Here is a 16,154-nt window from a genome sequence, read left to right on the forward strand (position 1 = left end):
GGGAAGCGGCTCGGGGATCGCGATCAAGATGCCGTTGACGCCGGGGGCGGCGGACGCCGATGTCGCAGGACGCCCGCTACAACCCGCCAACGCCGGTCTCCACGCCAGCGATCCGAAGCAGAACGGCGAATACCGCTTCGATATCCGTTTGCAGGATATTCCCGGAGACGAAGGATTCCCCTTGATTCATACGCCCTGGCGCATCGTCCAGGGTAAGGAGCACAACCTGGTATTGGAAGGCGAGAGCGACGAGAAGGGACGGTTGGTGCTGGACGACACTCAACAGCGTCAGCTATCGAACGCCTGCGAGCGTGCGCCTGGCGATGTCTGGCTGGTGTATCCGGGGCAACGAATAGGCATCCGTCCGCATCGGGAGCGTGAGGGTTGGGACGCCACGCGCCACGCGCTGGGCGCGCTGGACTTCCATGACACCCTGGGCGGCCAGCGCGCGCCCACCCCGCTCGAACACCAGCGCGGCAAGCTCGACAGTTGCTGCGAAGGCGACCTTTATTCCCACCTACTGGCCAAGGACTGATCCATGTTGCAGAAGAAGCCCTACAACGGCCTCCACGAAAAGGAACTCAACCAGATCAACCAGCAGGATGGCAGCCCCTGCGTAGCCATTTCCGCACCGGGCTGTTTCATCAAGGGGTCCAACCTCTTTTCCGAAAAGCGGGCCGGTAACCGGGTCCGCTTCTTCACCACCGGCCGGGACTACTTCAGCGACCTGGCCAGCGCCCTCGACAGCGCCCTCGACAGCGCCAGTTCGAGCATCTTCATCACCGGCTGGCAGGTCAACTACGACGTCCTCCTCGACGGCCGCCGCAGCCTCTGGCAGTGCCTGCGCCAGGCGCTGGAGCGCTCGCCCGCGCTGAAGGTCTACGTGATGCCCTGGCTCAGCCCTTCCGGCAGCCTCGGCACCTATGACTTCGAAACCATGCTCGCGGTGTTCCAGCTCAACGCCGGACTCGAGGGCGGCGCGCGCGCCTTCTGTACGCCGGCGATCCAGCAGAGCGACATGCAGGGACTGGGCGTCGCCTTCTCCCACCACCAGAAATCCGTGGTGATCGACAACCGCATCGGCTATGTCGGCGGGATCGACCTTGCCTATGGCCGTCGCGACGACAACGATTTCAGCCTCGACGCCTCCGGGCGCCGGGGCAACGACGCCTATAATCCCGGCCTACCGCATCTTGGCTGGATGGCGGAGGACGAACACGTCAGCTCCATGGGCCTGATGATGGCCACCCTGTTCGACCTTTCCAGGCCGCTCGCCAGCCTGACGCTGCATGCGCCCACCCTTCGCCTGTCGCCCTTCCCGCACATCGCCGCCAGCGACGAACCGCTGCTGAGCATTCCCCTCGCACCCAGCCGCGCCCGCGCCCTCAACGGCGCCGCCTACCTTTCCGACCTGTTCCGCAGCCCGATGCTGCCCTCCCTGCAATGGCTCGGCCGCGCCTACAACAGCTCGAAAGAAGGCCTGGACGAAGGCTTCGAACGGCTCGATGCGCTCAGGCGGCAGATGGTCGCCAGCAGCATCCGCGCCATTGCCAACCTGATCGCCGACAACCTCGACGCCCTGCCCATCGAGCCTGAACTCGAACGCCGCCTGCGCGCCTGGCTGGAGGAACTGCGCACGGCCGCGCTCAACCTGCCGGAAGCCCTGCGGATCAAGAGCCTGCTCCTGATCAACCAGTGGATGAGCGAAACCGAACTGGGCCAGGTCCTGACCCTGATCAGCGGCAAGGGCTTCGAAGATATCCCGCAGAACCTGAGCGGCAAGGCCGGCGAGTTGGCCGGCTCGCTGTTCTGGACACTCCACAGGCTGTTGCAGGCCCGCGCCGGAGGCCACCAGCAACCCTATCGCTACCTGGACGAAGCGCCTCAGCCATTGGCCTCGCCGGACAACGCCCGGCTGGCCGCCGACCAGCCGCGCATGCCCTGGCAGGATGTGCATTGCCGCATCGAAGGGCCGTCGGTGTACGACCTGGCGCGCAACTTCATCGACCGCTGGAACGGCCAGCAGGCCTACCTGGCCAAGACGCCGGCGCTACAGGATACGGCGCTGGTACGCAGCGCCCTGGAAGCCGTGATGAAGTGGCTGAACAGCCTGGCCGCCGCCGCGGGATTGGAGAACTACCTGGACGAGAAGCGCAACCTCCGGCTCGAACTGGACCCACCCACGCCCTGCTGGATCAACGCGCCGGAACAGTTGCCGCAAGAGCCGGAGGTGCGCCGCGGCGGCATGACCGTACAGGTACTGCGCAGCGCCGCGGCGCGCATGCTCGAACAGGAGCAGGCCGGCCGCCTCGGCGCGGGAGTGAACCTGCCCTTGCAGGTCGGCGTCTCCACCGAAGGAGTCCAGAGCAACTGCAAGGACGCCATGCTCCTGGCGATTTCCGGGGCGCAGCAGTTCATCTATATCGAGAACCAGTTCTTCCAGAGCGAGTTCGGCAAGGAAGGCGAAGTTTTCAAGGATCTGCCCCTTTCAGGCCCCATGGCCAGTCTGCGCGACGTTGGCAGCCTGCGACGCGACTTCGTCGTCCGGATACGCTTGGAGGAAGCCCTGGAGCAGCGCGACCTCTGGCTGCTGGACTGGGCCGAAGTGGAGAAGATCGCCCAGGAGCCTGGCACCGAGGCCCGCCAGTTCCTCAAGTCGATGCTCGCCATGTGGGGCGTGAACGCCCAGGGCTGGCTCACCCACAAGCTCGGCGAGGCCCAGCACGGCCTGCTCAACGAGATCGGCGAAGCCCTGGCGCGGCGCATCGAACGGGCCATCCAGCGCGAGCACCCGTTCCACGTCTACCTGGTCCTGCCGGTGCACCCGGAGGGCGCGCTGAACGTGCCGAACATCATGCACCAGGTGCACCTGACCCAGCAGAGCCTGGTGTTCGGCGAACAGAGCCTGGTCAAGCGCATTCAGCGGCAGATGGCGCTCAAGGCCCTGGAAGGCAAGTCCGACCCGGCCCAGGCCCGGGAAATCATCGAGCGCAAGGACGCTCGCGGTCGCCCGGTCTACGAACAGCAGGACTGGAGCCGCTACCTGACCCTGCTCAACCTGCGCACCTGGGCGGTGCTCGGCGGGCGGGTGGTCACCGAACAGATCTACGTGCACAGCAAGCTGCTGATCGCCGACGACCGGGTGGCCATCCTCGGCAGCGCCAATATCAACGACCGCAGCCTGCAAGGCGAGCGCGACTCCGAGCTGGCGGTGATGGTGCGCGACAGCGAGCCGCTGACGGTCAGGCTGGACGGCAAGAACGACGCCATCGTCGGCAAGGCCATCCACCAGTTGCGGGTGAATTTGTGGAAGAAGCATTTTGGCTTGAGCCAGGGGCCAGGCGGTTTCGTCAAGCCGGCCAGCGAGTTGAGTGCTTATCTGTCCATCCCGGCGGCTCAAGAGGCCTGGGAAGCTATACAAACATTAGCCAAGGAGAATACTCGTGCCTATGAACGGACTTTCAATTTTATTCCCCAAAATATCAGCCAGACTCAACTGCAACTGACTCCAGAGCCGCCTAAAGGATTTGAGGACGGATTTCCCGCCTCCATATGGCCAACCTGGGCATACAGAAAACCTGGCGAGTTAAGGGCGGGCGGACAACTGATGGAGCCGATGCCATATCAGGAAATCTTCTGGCGCTCATCTAATCTCACTTCGGTGAAAACCTTCCCACCACCCAACGGGGTTTCCGGTTTCATCACGGCTCTACCAACCAGTTGGACCCGTGGTGAGCGCAATGATTCTGGCTTGAATCTAAGCATCCTGGCACATCAGGACAGCAGATCGCTTCCCACCCAGGTCGCCATGAATGGAGATAGCTCGGCACAAGGAAAGCATCGCACATGAAAAGGGTTTTGATGGGTCTTATCCTATTGAGCAGCTCGAATATAACTTGGGCAGAAGCCCCCTCAAGTAAATACCAGGAGTGTCTGGGTCGAATGACCTTCGAGATACCGGAGGAGATGGAGTGGGCAACTTATGATGCCTCACGAGTCTGGCAGATATCCAAAGGGGGGGGGCATAACTTTACCGCCGAGGTGACCGCCGTAGGTGACAACGGCAGCTATGACTACGACAGTATGATTTTTTACGTTTCCGAAAAGGTTGATAAAAATGAATTCCATAACGCCTCAAACTACATAAAAGGAACAGCAGAAATATACCAAGACCATCTTAGAGAAAACATAAAACTAGATAAGAAAGCAATAAGTACGCTCCAAAAAAACAAGAGCGAAGAGAAAAGTATTGAACGGATAAAAAAAGGAATCGCAGAAATGGAGGCCAAGATTCCTCTCGCCAAGATCTACGAACACGATCTCGGCATCCCCGACTCCCATATCCTTGGCAGCAAGAATATCCCCTTCCATGTCCTGCTCTGGCGCAACCAGCGGGTCTATTACTTCACCTTCTCCAAGCCGACCGAGAACTCCGCCCAGCGCATCAAGGACCTAATCGCCCGTTTCCGCACCCGCGAGCTTTACGAAGTGCCGAACGAACCGGGCATCTGCTTCCCCTACGGCTTTATCGCCGACGACGGCAAGACCGCCTACGAACTGAAGAACAGCCTGCGTTTCACCCGCACGCCCAACGTGATCTTCAGCCTGCTCACCGCCTCGGCCAACGATCCCTGGCAGACCCGTCCCACCAGCGGCCTCTACGACAGCGACTTCCGTCCCGGCTACGACCGGCAGAAATGGAAAAAAAGCGCGCTGCTCGACAGCCTCCACATCGGCAAGCGCCTGGCCGCCTTCGAAGGCTGGCGCCTCGACCCGCGCCCCGACTCCGGCGAACGGGAACGCGCCTGGTTCGGCCTGGCCCATACAGGCGGCACCCTCGATCCGCTGGTAGCGATCCAGGTGCAGACCTTCCAGAAAGGCACCGACGACCTCACCGACTACACCCCGCCCCCCGAAGAAGTACTGCCCCGCCTGAAGGCCCTGAGCCAAAGCATCGAGCAGCGGCTGGCGCGCTGAAACCCACATCGCGGGCACTTGCACGAGCCTCCGCCATGGACCATGGGTCCTGGCGGCGCCTGCGACTGACTGGGTTGCCATGCCAAACTGCGAAGGTACGCTAGCCTTGCAGGGCAATCCCACCCGATAATAGGGGATTTCCCCGACGGCCCCGGCCCTGCAACGAATGCTTCGCGTATGACTGAACTCGCCCTGATCCTGGTCAGTGCCATCCTGGTCAACAACTTTGTCCTGGTGCAGTTCCTCGGCCTGTGCCCGTTCATGGGCGTGTCGCGGAAGATCGAGACGGCCATCGGCCTGTCCCTCGCCACCACCTTCGTCCTGACCCTGGCGGCGATGTGCAGCCATATCCTGCAACGCTACGTGCTGCGCCCGCTGGACCTGGAGTACCTGCGCACCATCGGCTTCATCCTGGTGATCGCGGTGGTGGTGCAGTTCACCGAGATGCTGGTGAAGAAGACCAGCCCGCTGCTGTACCGGGTGCTCGGCATCTTCCTGCCGCTGATCACCACCAATTGCATCGTCCTCGGCGTCGCCCTGCTCAACGCCAACAAGGCTGAATACGGCTTCCTCCAGGCCACTACCCAGGGCTTCGGCGCCGGGCTGGGCTTTTCCCTGGTGCTGGTGCTGTTCGCCGCCCTGCGCGAGCGCATCGCCATCGCCGACGTGCCGGCGCCGTTCCGCGGCGCGGCCATCGGCATGATCACCGCCGGCCTGATGTCGCTGGCGTTCATGGGCTTCAGCGGGTTGGTCCGGCCATGAACGGCGTGTTCCTGGCGATCGGCGCGCTGCTGCCGATCTGCCTGGCCGGCGGTGCGCTGCTCGGCTATGCGGCGGTGCGCTTCCGCGTCCAGGGCGACCCGGTCGCCGAGCAGGTCAACGCCCTGTTGCCGCAGACCCAGTGCGGCCAGTGTGGCTACCCCGGCTGCAAGCCCTACGCCGAGGCGATCGCCGCCGGCGACAAGATCAACAAGTGCCCGCCGGGCGGCGAAGCGACCATCCGCGCCCTCGCCGACCTGCTCGACCTGGAGCCCGAGCCGCTCGACGCCGCCGAGGAAACCCCGCCGCGGGTAGCCTACATCCGCGAGGCCGAATGCATCGGCTGCACCAAGTGCATCCAGGCCTGCCCGGTGGACGCCATCGTCGGCGCCGCACGGCTGATGCACACGGTGATCGCCGACGAATGCACCGGTTGCGACCTGTGCCTGGAGCCCTGTCCGGTGGACTGCATCGAGATGCGCGAAACCCCAGACGACGTGCGCCACTGGAAATGGCCGCAGCCGTCGCCGCGACTGATCGCCAGCGACCGGGAGCGAGCGGCATGAGCGCCCTGCACGCCTTCCCCGGTGGCCTCTGCCTGCCGGCCAACAAGGAGCGCTCCACCGCCCTGCCGATCCAGCAGGCGCCGCTGGCGCAGCGCTACATCGTGCCGCTCGGCCAGCACATGGGCGCGCCGGCGCGGCCTTGCGTGGAAGTCGGCCAGGCCGTGCTCAAAGGCCAGACCATCGCCCTCCCGGACGGCACCGTCAGCGCCGCGCTGCATGCCCCGACCTCGGGGACCGTGGTGGCGATCGGCGCACACCCCTATCCGCATGCCTCCGGTCTTCCCGCGCCGGCCATCGTCATCGCCAGCGACGGCCTGGAGCGCTGGACCGAGCTGCATCCCTGCCCGGACTTCCGCGCCGAAAGCCCGCTGGCGCTGCTCGAACGTATCCGCGCGGCCGGCATCGGCGGTCTCGGCGGCGCCGGCTTCCCCACCGCCGCCAAGCTCGCCGCGCGCCCGGCGGACAAGATCCATACGCTGGTGGTGAACGGCGCCGAATGCGAGCCCTACATCAGCGCCGACGACCTGCTCATGCGCGAGCGCGCCACGCAGGTGCTGAGCGGCATCGATATCCTGGTGCAGATCCTGCGCCCCGAAGAGGTGCTGGTCGGCATCGAGGACGACAAGCCGGAAGCCATCGCCGCCCTCGGCGCCGCCCTCGGTGAACGGCCCTATCGCATCGTCGCCCTGCCGACCCGCTATCCCTCGGGCGGCGAGCGCCAGCTGATCCAGTTGCTCACCGGCAGGGAAGTCCCCGCGGACGGCCTGCCGGCGGACATCGGCATCCTGTGCCAGAACGTCGGCACCCTGGCCGCCGTGCACGATGCCGTCGTCCTCGGTCGGCCGCTGATCTCGCGGATCACCACCCTCGCCGGCGGCGCCCTGGAGCGGCCGATGAACGTCGAGGCGCTGATCGGCACGCCGGTGCACGAGCTGCTGGCGTTCGCCGGCCTCGCCGAGGGACGCCTGGAACGCGTGCTGATGGGCGGGCCGATGATGGGCTTCGCCCTGCCCGATCTCTCGGTGCCGCTGATCAAGACCTGCAACTGCCTGCTCGCCGGCGATGCCACGGAGCTGCCGGAACCAGTGCCGGCCATGCCCTGTATCCGCTGCGGCGACTGCGCCCGGGTCTGCCCCGTCAGCCTGCTGCCACAACAACTGCATTTCTTCGCCCTGGGCGACGAGCACGAGCAATTGCTCGCCCACAACCTGTTCGATTGCATCGAATGCGGCGCCTGCGCCTACGTCTGCCCGTCGAGCATTCCCTTGGTGCAGTACTACCGCGCGTCCAAGGCGGAAATCCGCGAGCAGCGGCAGAAGCTGCTGAAGGCCGAACAGTCCCGCGAGCGTTTCGAGCAACGCCAGGCTCGCCTGCGCCGCGACGAGGAACGCCGGGCCGCAGAACGCGCCCAACGCGCCGAGAAGGCCGCGCGGGCGCGCGCCGCCCAGACCGAGCGCGAGGAAGCCGCCCCCGCCACGGCGGTCGACCCGGTGCAGGCGGCGATCGAGCGGGCCAGGGCGCGCAAGCAGGCCGGTAGCGGCAGCGAACGGCTGAAACGGCTGAAGATCGAAGCGAGCATGGCGCGGGTGGCGCTGAAGAAGGCCGAGAAACAGTTGCTCAGCCACGACACCCCGGAACAGCATGGCCTGGTCGCGGAACTGCGCGCCGCCGCCGAGGCCGCCGACAAGGCCCTGGCCGATGCCGAAGCCAGCCTGCCGCGCGACCTACCCAGCGCACCGCCTGCCGCGCTCGACGACGAAGCCGAACTGAAGAAGGCCAAGGCCCAGGCCGCCATGGCCCGCGCCCAGCTCAAGCGCTCGGAAAAGGCCTTCGGCGAAGCGCCCGGCGCCGAACAGCGGGCGACCCTCGACGAACTGCGCGCCGAGGTCGAGCGTTGCGAAGCCACCCTGGCCCGCCTCGAGCGTCACGCGCCGAAGCCCGCGGCGCCCGGCGACGACGGCCAGGCGGCGCTGAAGCGGGCGAAGATCGCCCTGGTCGGCAAGCGCGCGGCCTTGAAGAAGGCCGAGCAGGCCGGGGTGATGGACAGCGAGCTGGAACGCCTGCGCGGCGAGCTGCAAGCCGCCGAGCGCGACCTGCATGCCGCCGAGGACGCCTGCGGCAAGCCGGCGCCGGAGCTGGTGCGGATCGACAAGCGCCCGGTCGACCCGCGCACCCGCGAGCTGAAGACCGAGCTGGCCTACGCCCGCGCCGCCCTGAAGAAGCTCGAACGCCTGGCGAACGCCGACCCCGCCGCACTCGCCGCCGCCCGCGCGCGCCTGAGCGCCGCCGAGCGCGCCCTGACCGAACACGGTACGGAGTGACCATGGCCCTGCCCCGCCCCACCTCGCCCCACGCCCGCGGCTCCAACCGTACCCCGGCGATCATGCGCCTGGTGCTCGGCGCCTGCGTCCCCGGCCTGCTGACGCTGACCTGGCTGTACGGCCCGGGCACCCTGCTCAACCTGGCCTGGGCCAGCCTCGTCGCGCTGGCCTGCGAGGCCGCCATGCTGGCCCTGCGCAAACGTCCGCCGGGGGTGTTCCTCAAGGACGGCAGCGCGCTGGTCACCGCCCTGTTGCTGGCCGTCGCCCTGCCGCCCTACGCCCCCTGGTGGCTGACCCTGGTGGCGACCTTCTTCGCCCTGGTGTTCGGCAAGCACCTGTACGGCGGCCTCGGACAGAACCCGTTCAACCCGGCGATGCTCGGCTACGTCGTGGCGCTGGTCTCGTTTCCCCTGGAAATGACCCGCTGGCCCTCGCCGGACAGCGCCCTCGGCCTGCCCGACAGCCTCCGCGAATTCCTCGGCCTCGCTACCCGACCGGACGCCTGGGCCCACGCCACCGCCCTCGACGTGCTGAAGACCGACCGCAGCCTGACCGTCGACGAGCTGTTCGCCGGCAACCCGGCCTTCGGCCACCTCGGTAGCGCCGGCAGCGAGTGGGTCAACCTGGCGTTCCTCCTCGGCGGCCTGTTCCTGCTCTGGCGCCGGCTGTTCACCTGGCACGCGCCGCTGGGCATGCTCGCCGGCCTGTTCGCCATGAGCCTGCTGTTCTGGAATGGTTCCGGCTCCGATTCCCATGGCTCGCCACTGTTCCATCTGTTCAGCGGGGCGACCATGCTCGGCGCCTTCTTCATCGTCACCGACCCGGTGTCCGGCGCCACCAGCAATCGCGGGCGGCTGGTCTTCGGCCTCGGCGTCGGCGTCCTCACCTACGTCATCCGCGCCTGGGGCGGCTATCCCGATGGCGTGGCGTTCGCCGTGCTGCTGATGAACCTGGCGGCGCCGACCATCGACTACTACACCCGGCCGCGCACCTACGGCCATCGCAAGGCCGAGCGCGGCTTCAAGGCAGGCGACTGATGGACGCCGCGACTCGCCGTTCGATGCTGCGCAATGCCCTCCTGCTCGGGCTCTTCGCCCTGGTCGGAGTGGGCCTGGTAGCACTGGTGCAGCAATTCACCGAAGCGCGCATCGCCGAAGCCCAGCGCGAGGCGCGCGGCCGCGCCCTGCTGGAACTGCTGCCGCCGGGCAGCTACGACAACCATCCGCTGGACAGCCAGGTGCCAACCTTCGCGCCGAAGCTGCTCGGCCTGGATGCGCCGCGTCCGGCCTATGTCGCCCGCCTGCACGGCCAGGCCAGCGCAGTGATCCTCCAGGCCAGCGCGCCGGATGGCTACAGCGGCGCCATCCAGCTACTGGTCGGGGTCACCGCCCAGGGCCGGCTGCTCGGCGTACGGGTCGTCGCGCACAAGGAAACCCCCGGCCTCGGCGACCGCATCGAACTGGCCAAGAGTCCCTGGGTGCACGGTTTCGACGGCAAGAGCCTGGGCGATCCGGCGGACGCCGGCTGGGCGGTGAAGAAGGACGGCGGTACGTTCGACCAGTTCGCCGGCGCCACCGTCACCCCGCGCGCCGTGGTCCGCGCCGTGCACAAGGCGCTGCGCTACTTCGACGCCAACCGCGAACGCCTGCTCGCCCCCGAAGAGGCTGCCGGACATGAGTGAACAAGATTTCCGCGAGATCGCCCGCAACGGCCTGTGGCGCAACAACCCGGGTCTGGTCCAGTTGCTCGGCCTGTGCCCGCTGCTGGGCACCAGCAACTCGACGGTCAACGCCCTCGGCCTGGGCCTGGCCACCATGCTCGTGCTGGCCTGCTCCAATGCCGCGGTATCGTTGGTGCGCGGCGCGGTGAGCGAGGCGATCCGGCTGCCGGCGTTCGTCATGATCATCGCCGCGCTGACCACCTGCATCGAACTGCTGATGCAGGCCTGGACCTACGAGCTGTACCAGGTCCTCGGCATCTTCATCCCGCTGATCACCACCAACTGCGTGATCCTCGGCCGCGCCGAGGCCTTCGCGGCGAAGAACGGCGTGCTGCGCGCCAGCTTCGACGGACTGCTGATGGGCCTCGGCTTCGCCCTGGTCCTGCTGGTCCTCGGCGGCCTGCGCGAGCTGCTCGGCCAGGGTACCCTGCTGGCCGACATGCACTTGCTGTTCGGCCCGGCGGCGGCGGACTGGAAGATCCAGCCGTTCCCGCAGTACCAGGGCTTCCTGCTGGCGATCCTGCCGCCGGGCGCGTTCATCATGCTCGGCCTGCTGATCGCCCTGAAGAACCGTATCGATGAAAGCCTGGCGGAACGCGCCAAGGTGCAGGCGGGCGACGTACCCGCCACCCAGCGCCAGCGCGTCCGCGTCACTGGAGTGATTGAATGAATGCCGCCAAGCGCGCGGAGATCTTCCGCCGACTGCACGAAGACAACCCCGAGCCAAGGACCGAACTGGCCTACACCACCCCCTTCGAACTGCTCATCGCGGTGATCCTCTCCGCCCAGGCCACCGACGTCGGGGTGAACAAGGCCACCGCCCGCCTCTATCCGGTGGCCAACACCCCCGAGGCGATCCACGCCCTCGGCGTCGAGGGGCTGTCGGAGTACATCAAGACCATCGGCCTCTACAACAGCAAGGCGAAGAACGTCATCGAAACCTGCCGCATCCTCATCGAAAAGCACGGCGGCCAGGTCCCCGACAACCGCGAGGACCTCGAAGCCCTCCCCGGGGTTGGCCGCAAGACCGCCAACGTGGTGCTCAATACCGCCTTCCGGCAACTGGCCATGGCGGTGGACACGCATATCTTCCGCGTCGCCAACCGCACCGGCATAGCACCGGGAAAGAACGTTCTGGAAGTGGAGAAGAAACTGCTGAAGTTCGTGCCGCGCGAGTACCTGCTCGATGCCCACCACTGGCTGATCCTGCATGGCCGCTACGTCTGCAAGGCGCGCAAGCCGCAATGCGGAAGCTGTCGGATCGAGGACCTGTGCGAATACAAGCACAAGACTTCAGACGATTGATCAACTATTCGAAATCCTATCTTTACGATTGAAAAAATCTTTTTTACCAGCCACGGCTTTGTCGCTATAAGGTGCGCCATTACCACCCCATAAGTTGGAGTGAATGTCATGGCAAAAGCCAAAGAAGAACTCGAGATCGACGACGAAGCCGGCGTTGAAGAGGATGACGGCGAGGAAACCAGCGTCGAGGTGGCCAAGACCAACCTGACCAAGCGTCGCATCATCGACAACCTGCTGGAAGAACGCCGCCTGCAGCGCCAGTTGTCGGACTACGACTTCGACCTGTGAGCAGCGCCGTCCACACCGCAAGCAAGCCCCGCAATTGGCGGGGCTTCGTTTTTCCGGCGGCCATGAAAAGCCCGCCGAAGCGGGCCTGAACACCAGTGCGATCGAGCCGAGACCGCCATGCCCAGCCGGCACGCGCCGGGCGGCGGCCACGGCAACCGCTATCCGACGGTTGCCGTCCCGGCCGTCCCGGATAACGCCCTCAGGGTCGCAGTTCGAACAGCGCCGGCAGCGGCGGCCACTCCGAAGGCACCTTGCGGAAGCGACTGAAGCCGGCGGCCTCGGCCATCTGCCGCGCGCGGTCCTCGCCCATGAAGGCGCCGAGGCCCTCGCCGCCGTGGGACAGCGAACAGGTCATGCAATACAGCGTGCTCTGCGGGTACATCACGCGACCGAACAGGTTCATGTTCTCGTGCAGTTCCTGCGACAGGTTGAGTTCCACCATCAGGTAGGTCCCATCGTCGGCGGTCGACTCGCGCAGGTCCTTCATCATCTGCTGCGGGTCGGTCGCGTCGTGGATGACCACGAAGGTCGTGACGAAGTCGAACTTCTTGCCCGCCAGCGCATCGGAATCGCTGACCTCGAAGCGCACCCGGTCGCCGACCCCCGCAGCCTCGGCGTTCGCCCGCGCGCGTTCGATGGACGGCGCGTGGAAGTCACAGCCATAGACCTGGGCTTCGGGGAACGCCTTGGCCATCATGATCGCGGCCAGCCCGCTGCCGCAGCCGAAATCGAGCACGCTGCCACCCGCCTGGAGCTTTTCCTTGACGCCATCCAGCGAAGGAATCCAGTGCTGCACGAGGAAGTGCTTGTACCAGGGCATGGTCATGCGCTCCATGCCTTCCCAGGTTTCCAGCGGGAAGGATTCCTCGGGGCAACCGCCGCCGCAGCGGAAGGCCTCGATGATCTTCGGCGCCATGCTCACGAAGGGCACGCTCAACTGGATGATCCCGCCGGCGAAATAAGGCGAGTCCTCGTCGGCGAGCACCGGGACGAACTCGGCCGGCAACCGATAGCTCCTGCTCTGCGGATCGTAGGCCAGGTAGTTGCCGGTGACCATGCTGCCCAGCCATTCGCGCAGGTAGCGGGTGGTGTAGCCGGTCTGCTGCGCCAGCTCTTCCAGGGTCACCCATTGGCCATGGGCGAGCGCCTTGAACAGCCCCAGGCGGTCGCCGATGTAGAGCATCGCGCCGCGCAGGGTATTGCCGTAGTCCTCCATGATCCGCGCTGAAAACTGCTTGACCTTCGCGGTTTCGATCTCGTTAGCCTTTGTCATTCTTGTTCTCCGTTGATGTGCAGTACCGCCGCCTCTGGCGGCGGGTGATTCAGTGGTGGCTGGCGACCTTGTCCAGCACCTTGTCGACGATGGTCCCGGCCATGCCGAGATGGGTCCGCGGCTCGAACAGCCTGGCCAGGGTTTCCTTCGGCATGACGGCGCCCACCCGCGGATCCGACTCGAGCGCCTGGCGCATCGGAATCCGCTTGCGCTGGCAGGCCTGGGTGATCTCGAAGATGATTTCGTAAGCGCTGCTCTTGCCCAGTTGCTTGGCCATCTCGAAGACGAACGCCTCGGTACAGATCGCATCGCTGTATGCATTCGCCGTCCGCGCCATGGTCTCGTCGTGGACCGTGAGCCCGTCGATGGTGTCGGTCAGCAGCGACAGCGCCATCAGCGCATAGTGGGAAACGTCCGCCACCGCACACCACTCCAGGCGCGTGCCGCGGTAGTCCCGCTCGTGCTCGAGGATCATGGCGTCCAGCGCGAGCAGGACCTGGGCCTTGGCCAGCCGGGCCAGCACCACGACCTGCTCGCAGCCTTCCGGATTGCGCTTGTGGGGCATGGTGCTGCTACCGATCTGCTGCTGCGTCCAGCCCACCTCCAGCTCGCCGATCTCCCAGCGGTTCAGGGTGCGGATCTCGTCGGCGATCCGCGCCAGGGACGCGGTGACCATGGCCAGGGTGCTGACGAACTCGGTAACCCGGTCGCGGGACACGTGCCAACCCGCCAGCGGCACGTCCAGCGACAGCCGCCGCGCGAAGCTTTCGAGCAGGAGAATGGCCTCGTCGCCGAAGGCGGCCATCGTGCCCACGCCGCCGAACAGTTGCACCACCAGGATCCGCTTGCGCGCCTCGCCCAGGCGTTCGCGGTGACGCAGCAACTCGTCGATCCAGCCGGCCACCTTCAGCCCGAAGGTGGTCGGCAACGCCGGGATCGAGTGGGTCCTGGCGACCATCAGCGCATTGCGGGTCCCGCTCGCCAGCACCGAGAGCCGGTCCAGGAGGATGTCCAGCGCCCGCTCCGTTTCATCCAGCACATCGCGCATTTCCAGGGACTGCGCGGTGTCCTGGATATCCTGCGTGGTCGCGCCGAAATGCACGTACTCGCGCGCGCTGGGGCTGCAGTTCCTTTGCAGCGCGCCCAGCAGGGGCATCAGCGAGTGCCCGGTGCTGGCCACGCCGTCGGCGATCTGCTGCAGGTCGACGGCCGAAAGCCTGGCGGCCTTCGCGATCTCCAGCGCGGCCTCGGGCGGAATGACGCCGACATCGGCCTGCGCCAGCGCCAGCGCCGCCTCCACGTCGAGCCAGCGTTGCAGGCGGCAGTGGCTACAGAAGATCCGTCGGCTCACCGGACCGGCGTAGCCTCCGCCATGGGTTTTAGAGTCAACGATGTGACTGTGTTCGTGCTTGCAGGACGACTCGGCCGGTGCGCCGCCGAAGCTCTGCGGATGCGCGGTGCACGAGGAACGGGCAAGCATTTCCAGCGATTCAGCATCCATCACCTATCCTCCATCACGTACTGGGACTGACCGGGATTTCCTTGGGAAGAGGCGGCGCCTTCGGGCCTGTCGCCCGACGCGCCGGTTCGTGGTTTGTCGGCGACCAGGTCGACCATCTCCGCGGCGAGGCCGACGTAGCCGACGGGGTCGAGCAGTTCTTCGAGCGCCTCGGCGCTGAAACAGCCGCGCAACCTTGGCTGCCCGAGCAGCGCCTCGCGGAACGGAACGCCCTGCCGCTGGGAGGCCTGGGTTATCTCATGGAGCAGTTCGTGGGCGGTCTGCTTGCCGAACTGCCCCGCCAGCGCGAGCATCACCCGCTCCGACAGGATCAGCCCACCCAGGAGGTCGAGGTTGGTGCGCATGCGTTCCTCGCGCACCTCGAGCCCCTCGGCCAGCACCGCCTCCATGCGGGTCAGCAAGGCGCCGGCGTAGACGAACAGCTCCGGCAACGCCGCCCACTCGATGCGCCAGGCGGTGCCGTCGCGCTCGTGCAACTGGAACGCGGCATCGGTGAGCGCCACCATCTGCGCCCGCACCAGCCGCGACAGCGCGCTGACCAGGTCGACCGACGACGGGTTCCGCTTGTGCGGCATGGTGCTGCTGCCCACCTGTCCCGGCCGGCTGCCCTCGCGTACCTCGTCGATTTCGCTGCGCTGCAGGTGGTAGATCTCGTTCGCCACCCGGCCCAGCGTCACCGACACCTGGACCAGCAACCCGGCAACCTCCAGCACCCGGTCCCGGGCGCTGTGCCAACTGGTCGACGGCGCGCCGAGGCCAAGCCTGGCCAGGGTTCGCCGCTGTAGCTCGAAGCCCTGGGCGCCGAACGACGCCAGGGTTCCCACGGCACCGGTCAGGTTGCCGACCAGGACGCGTTCGCGCGCTTCGTCGAAGCGCGCCAGGTGACGGTCGATTTCATCCACCCAGACGGCGACCTTGTAGCCGAAGGTCGTGGGCAGCGCCTGCTGCCCGTGGGTGCGTGCAACCATCGGCGTGTGCTGGTGGCGCAGGGCAAGCGCCAGCAGATGGCCACGGATCGAGTGCAGGAGCCCGAGCGCATGGCCCCAGGCTTCCTTGACCTGCAGCATCAGCCCGGTGTCGAGGATGTCCTGGGTGGTCACGCCATAGTGCACGTACTCCCCCCAGCTACCCTCGCACGACCTCGCCAGGGCGCGGATGGTAGGCACCAGCAGGTGCCCTGTCTCCAGGCTTTCGCGGCCCAGTTGGGTGAGGTCGAAGCGCTCCACCTGGGCGGCGCGGTCGATCTCCCGCGCCGCCTCGTGGGGGATGATGCCCATCTCGGCCTGGGTCGCCGCCAAGGCTCGCTCGACATCCAGCCACCTCCGCACCTGGTTGGTATCGGAAAAGATCGCGGCGAATGCCGGGGACGAGTAGGCGCCCCCGTGTATACGGGATTCCGTAATGTGACTTGGCATTTTCGAGTGCT

At 66.4% G+C, this 16,154-nt stretch carries 13 protein-coding genes and 1 pseudogene; 11 read left to right on the forward strand and 3 right to left on the reverse strand.

Annotation, left to right across the window (positions count from 1 at the left end; genetic code table 11):
* The 11 genes and pseudogenes from HMPREF2581_RS00490 to HMPREF2581_RS00540 form a co-directional block, all read left to right on the forward strand.
* Positions 1–535 (forward strand): annotated as a pseudogene (locus HMPREF2581_RS00490) (type VI secretion system tip protein VgrG); the annotation flags it as partial.
* 3 nt (positions 536–538) lie between these two features.
* The gene (pldA, locus tag HMPREF2581_RS00495; protein ID WP_003138138.1) at positions 539–3,850 is read left to right on the forward strand and encodes a phospholipase D; all 3,312 of its coding nucleotides are present in this window, start codon (positions 539–541) and stop codon (positions 3,848–3,850) included.
* A gap of 428 nt (positions 3,851–4,278) precedes the next feature.
* On the forward strand, positions 4,279–4,977 hold the full coding sequence (locus HMPREF2581_RS00500) for a T6SS immunity protein Tli4 family protein (RefSeq protein ID WP_003109999.1): 699 nt from the start codon (positions 4,279–4,281) through the stop codon (positions 4,975–4,977).
* Positions 4,978–5,154: 177 nt separating this feature from the next.
* Complete coding sequence (rsxA, locus tag HMPREF2581_RS00505) at positions 5,155–5,739, forward strand: electron transport complex subunit RsxA (RefSeq protein WP_003092041.1); 585 nt, start codon at positions 5,155–5,157, stop codon at positions 5,737–5,739.
* Positions 5,736–6,302: an electron transport complex subunit RsxB gene (gene rsxB, locus HMPREF2581_RS00510; protein ID WP_003092043.1), complete on the forward strand. Its 567-nt coding sequence runs from the start codon at positions 5,736–5,738 to the stop codon at positions 6,300–6,302. Before rsxA ends, rsxB begins: the two co-directional genes overlap by 4 nt.
* Positions 6,299–8,623, forward strand: coding sequence for an electron transport complex subunit RsxC (gene rsxC, locus HMPREF2581_RS00515; protein ID WP_003138135.1), 2,325 nt, complete (start codon positions 6,299–6,301; stop codon positions 8,621–8,623). Before rsxB ends, rsxC begins: the two co-directional genes overlap by 4 nt.
* A gap of 2 nt (positions 8,624–8,625) precedes the next feature.
* A complete protein-coding gene (locus tag HMPREF2581_RS00520; protein WP_003092045.1) occupies positions 8,626–9,660 on the forward strand; it encodes an RnfABCDGE type electron transport complex subunit D in 1,035 nt (344 codons plus the stop codon).
* Positions 9,660–10,304: an electron transport complex subunit RsxG gene (gene rsxG, locus HMPREF2581_RS00525; protein WP_003092047.1), complete on the forward strand. Its 645-nt coding sequence runs from the start codon at positions 9,660–9,662 to the stop codon at positions 10,302–10,304. Before HMPREF2581_RS00520 ends, rsxG begins: the two co-directional genes overlap by 1 nt.
* Positions 10,297–11,013: an electron transport complex subunit E gene (locus HMPREF2581_RS00530; RefSeq protein ID WP_003092049.1), complete on the forward strand. Its 717-nt coding sequence runs from the start codon at positions 10,297–10,299 to the stop codon at positions 11,011–11,013. The genes rsxG and HMPREF2581_RS00530 overlap by 8 nt, the downstream gene beginning before the upstream one ends.
* Positions 11,010–11,648, forward strand: coding sequence for an endonuclease III (gene nth / locus HMPREF2581_RS00535; RefSeq protein WP_003092050.1), 639 nt, complete (start codon positions 11,010–11,012; stop codon positions 11,646–11,648). The genes HMPREF2581_RS00530 and nth overlap by 4 nt, the downstream gene beginning before the upstream one ends.
* A 108-nt stretch (positions 11,649–11,756) precedes the next feature.
* Positions 11,757–11,936: a PA3496 family putative envelope integrity protein gene (locus HMPREF2581_RS00540; RefSeq protein WP_003092052.1), complete on the forward strand. Its 180-nt coding sequence runs from the start codon at positions 11,757–11,759 to the stop codon at positions 11,934–11,936.
* Between the two features lie 199 nt (positions 11,937–12,135).
* Here HMPREF2581_RS00540 and HMPREF2581_RS00545 read toward each other — a convergent pair whose 3' ends face one another.
* From HMPREF2581_RS00545 to purB, 3 genes are read right to left on the reverse strand one after another with little or no spacing between them, the layout of a single operon-like run.
* On the reverse strand, positions 12,136–13,209 hold the full coding sequence (locus HMPREF2581_RS00545; protein WP_003092054.1) for a class I SAM-dependent methyltransferase: 1,074 nt from the start codon (positions 13,207–13,209) through the stop codon (positions 12,136–12,138).
* Positions 13,210–13,258: 49 nt separating this feature from the next.
* On the reverse strand, positions 13,259–14,710 hold the full coding sequence (locus HMPREF2581_RS00550; RefSeq protein WP_003138131.1) for a class-II fumarase/aspartase family protein: 1,452 nt from the start codon (positions 14,708–14,710) through the stop codon (positions 13,259–13,261).
* Positions 14,710–16,143 (reverse strand): adenylosuccinate lyase, encoded by a 1,434-nt coding sequence (purB, locus tag HMPREF2581_RS00555; protein ID WP_003138129.1) that lies wholly within the window; start codon positions 16,141–16,143, stop codon positions 14,710–14,712. The genes HMPREF2581_RS00550 and purB overlap by 1 nt, the downstream gene beginning before the upstream one ends.
* Between the last annotated feature and the right edge of the window lie 11 nt (positions 16,144–16,154).

This window comes from Pseudomonas sp. HMSC057H01 (genome assembly GCF_001836405.1).
In the GTDB taxonomy this organism is placed as follows: domain Bacteria; phylum Pseudomonadota; class Gammaproteobacteria; order Pseudomonadales; family Pseudomonadaceae; genus Pseudomonas; species Pseudomonas aeruginosa.

Bases quoted from the DNA above. Each gene is read 5' to 3' on its own strand.
- pldA (WP_003138138.1), top strand. From the start codon at position 539: ATGTTGCAGAAGAAGCCCTACAACGGCCTCCACGAAAAGGAACTCAAC.
- HMPREF2581_RS00500 (WP_003109999.1), top strand. From the start codon at position 4,279: ATGGAGGCCAAGATTCCTCTCGCCAAGATCTACGAACACGATCTCGGC.
- rsxA (WP_003092041.1), top strand. From the start codon at position 5,155: ATGACTGAACTCGCCCTGATCCTGGTCAGTGCCATCCTGGTCAACAAC.
- rsxB (WP_003092043.1), top strand. From the start codon at position 5,736: ATGAACGGCGTGTTCCTGGCGATCGGCGCGCTGCTGCCGATCTGCCTG.
- rsxC (WP_003138135.1), top strand. From the start codon at position 6,299: ATGAGCGCCCTGCACGCCTTCCCCGGTGGCCTCTGCCTGCCGGCCAAC.
- HMPREF2581_RS00520 (WP_003092045.1), top strand. From the start codon at position 8,626: ATGGCCCTGCCCCGCCCCACCTCGCCCCACGCCCGCGGCTCCAACCGT.
- rsxG (WP_003092047.1), top strand. From the start codon at position 9,660: ATGGACGCCGCGACTCGCCGTTCGATGCTGCGCAATGCCCTCCTGCTC.
- HMPREF2581_RS00530 (WP_003092049.1), top strand. From the start codon at position 10,297: ATGAGTGAACAAGATTTCCGCGAGATCGCCCGCAACGGCCTGTGGCGC.
- nth (WP_003092050.1), top strand. From the start codon at position 11,010: ATGAATGCCGCCAAGCGCGCGGAGATCTTCCGCCGACTGCACGAAGAC.
- HMPREF2581_RS00540 (WP_003092052.1), top strand. From the start codon at position 11,757: ATGGCAAAAGCCAAAGAAGAACTCGAGATCGACGACGAAGCCGGCGTT.
- HMPREF2581_RS00545 (WP_003092054.1), bottom strand. From the start codon at position 13,209: ATGACAAAGGCTAACGAGATCGAAACCGCGAAGGTCAAGCAGTTTTCA.
- HMPREF2581_RS00550 (WP_003138131.1), bottom strand. From the start codon at position 14,710: ATGGATGCTGAATCGCTGGAAATGCTTGCCCGTTCCTCGTGCACCGCG.
- purB (WP_003138129.1), bottom strand. From the start codon at position 16,143: ATGCCAAGTCACATTACGGAATCCCGTATACACGGGGGCGCCTACTCG.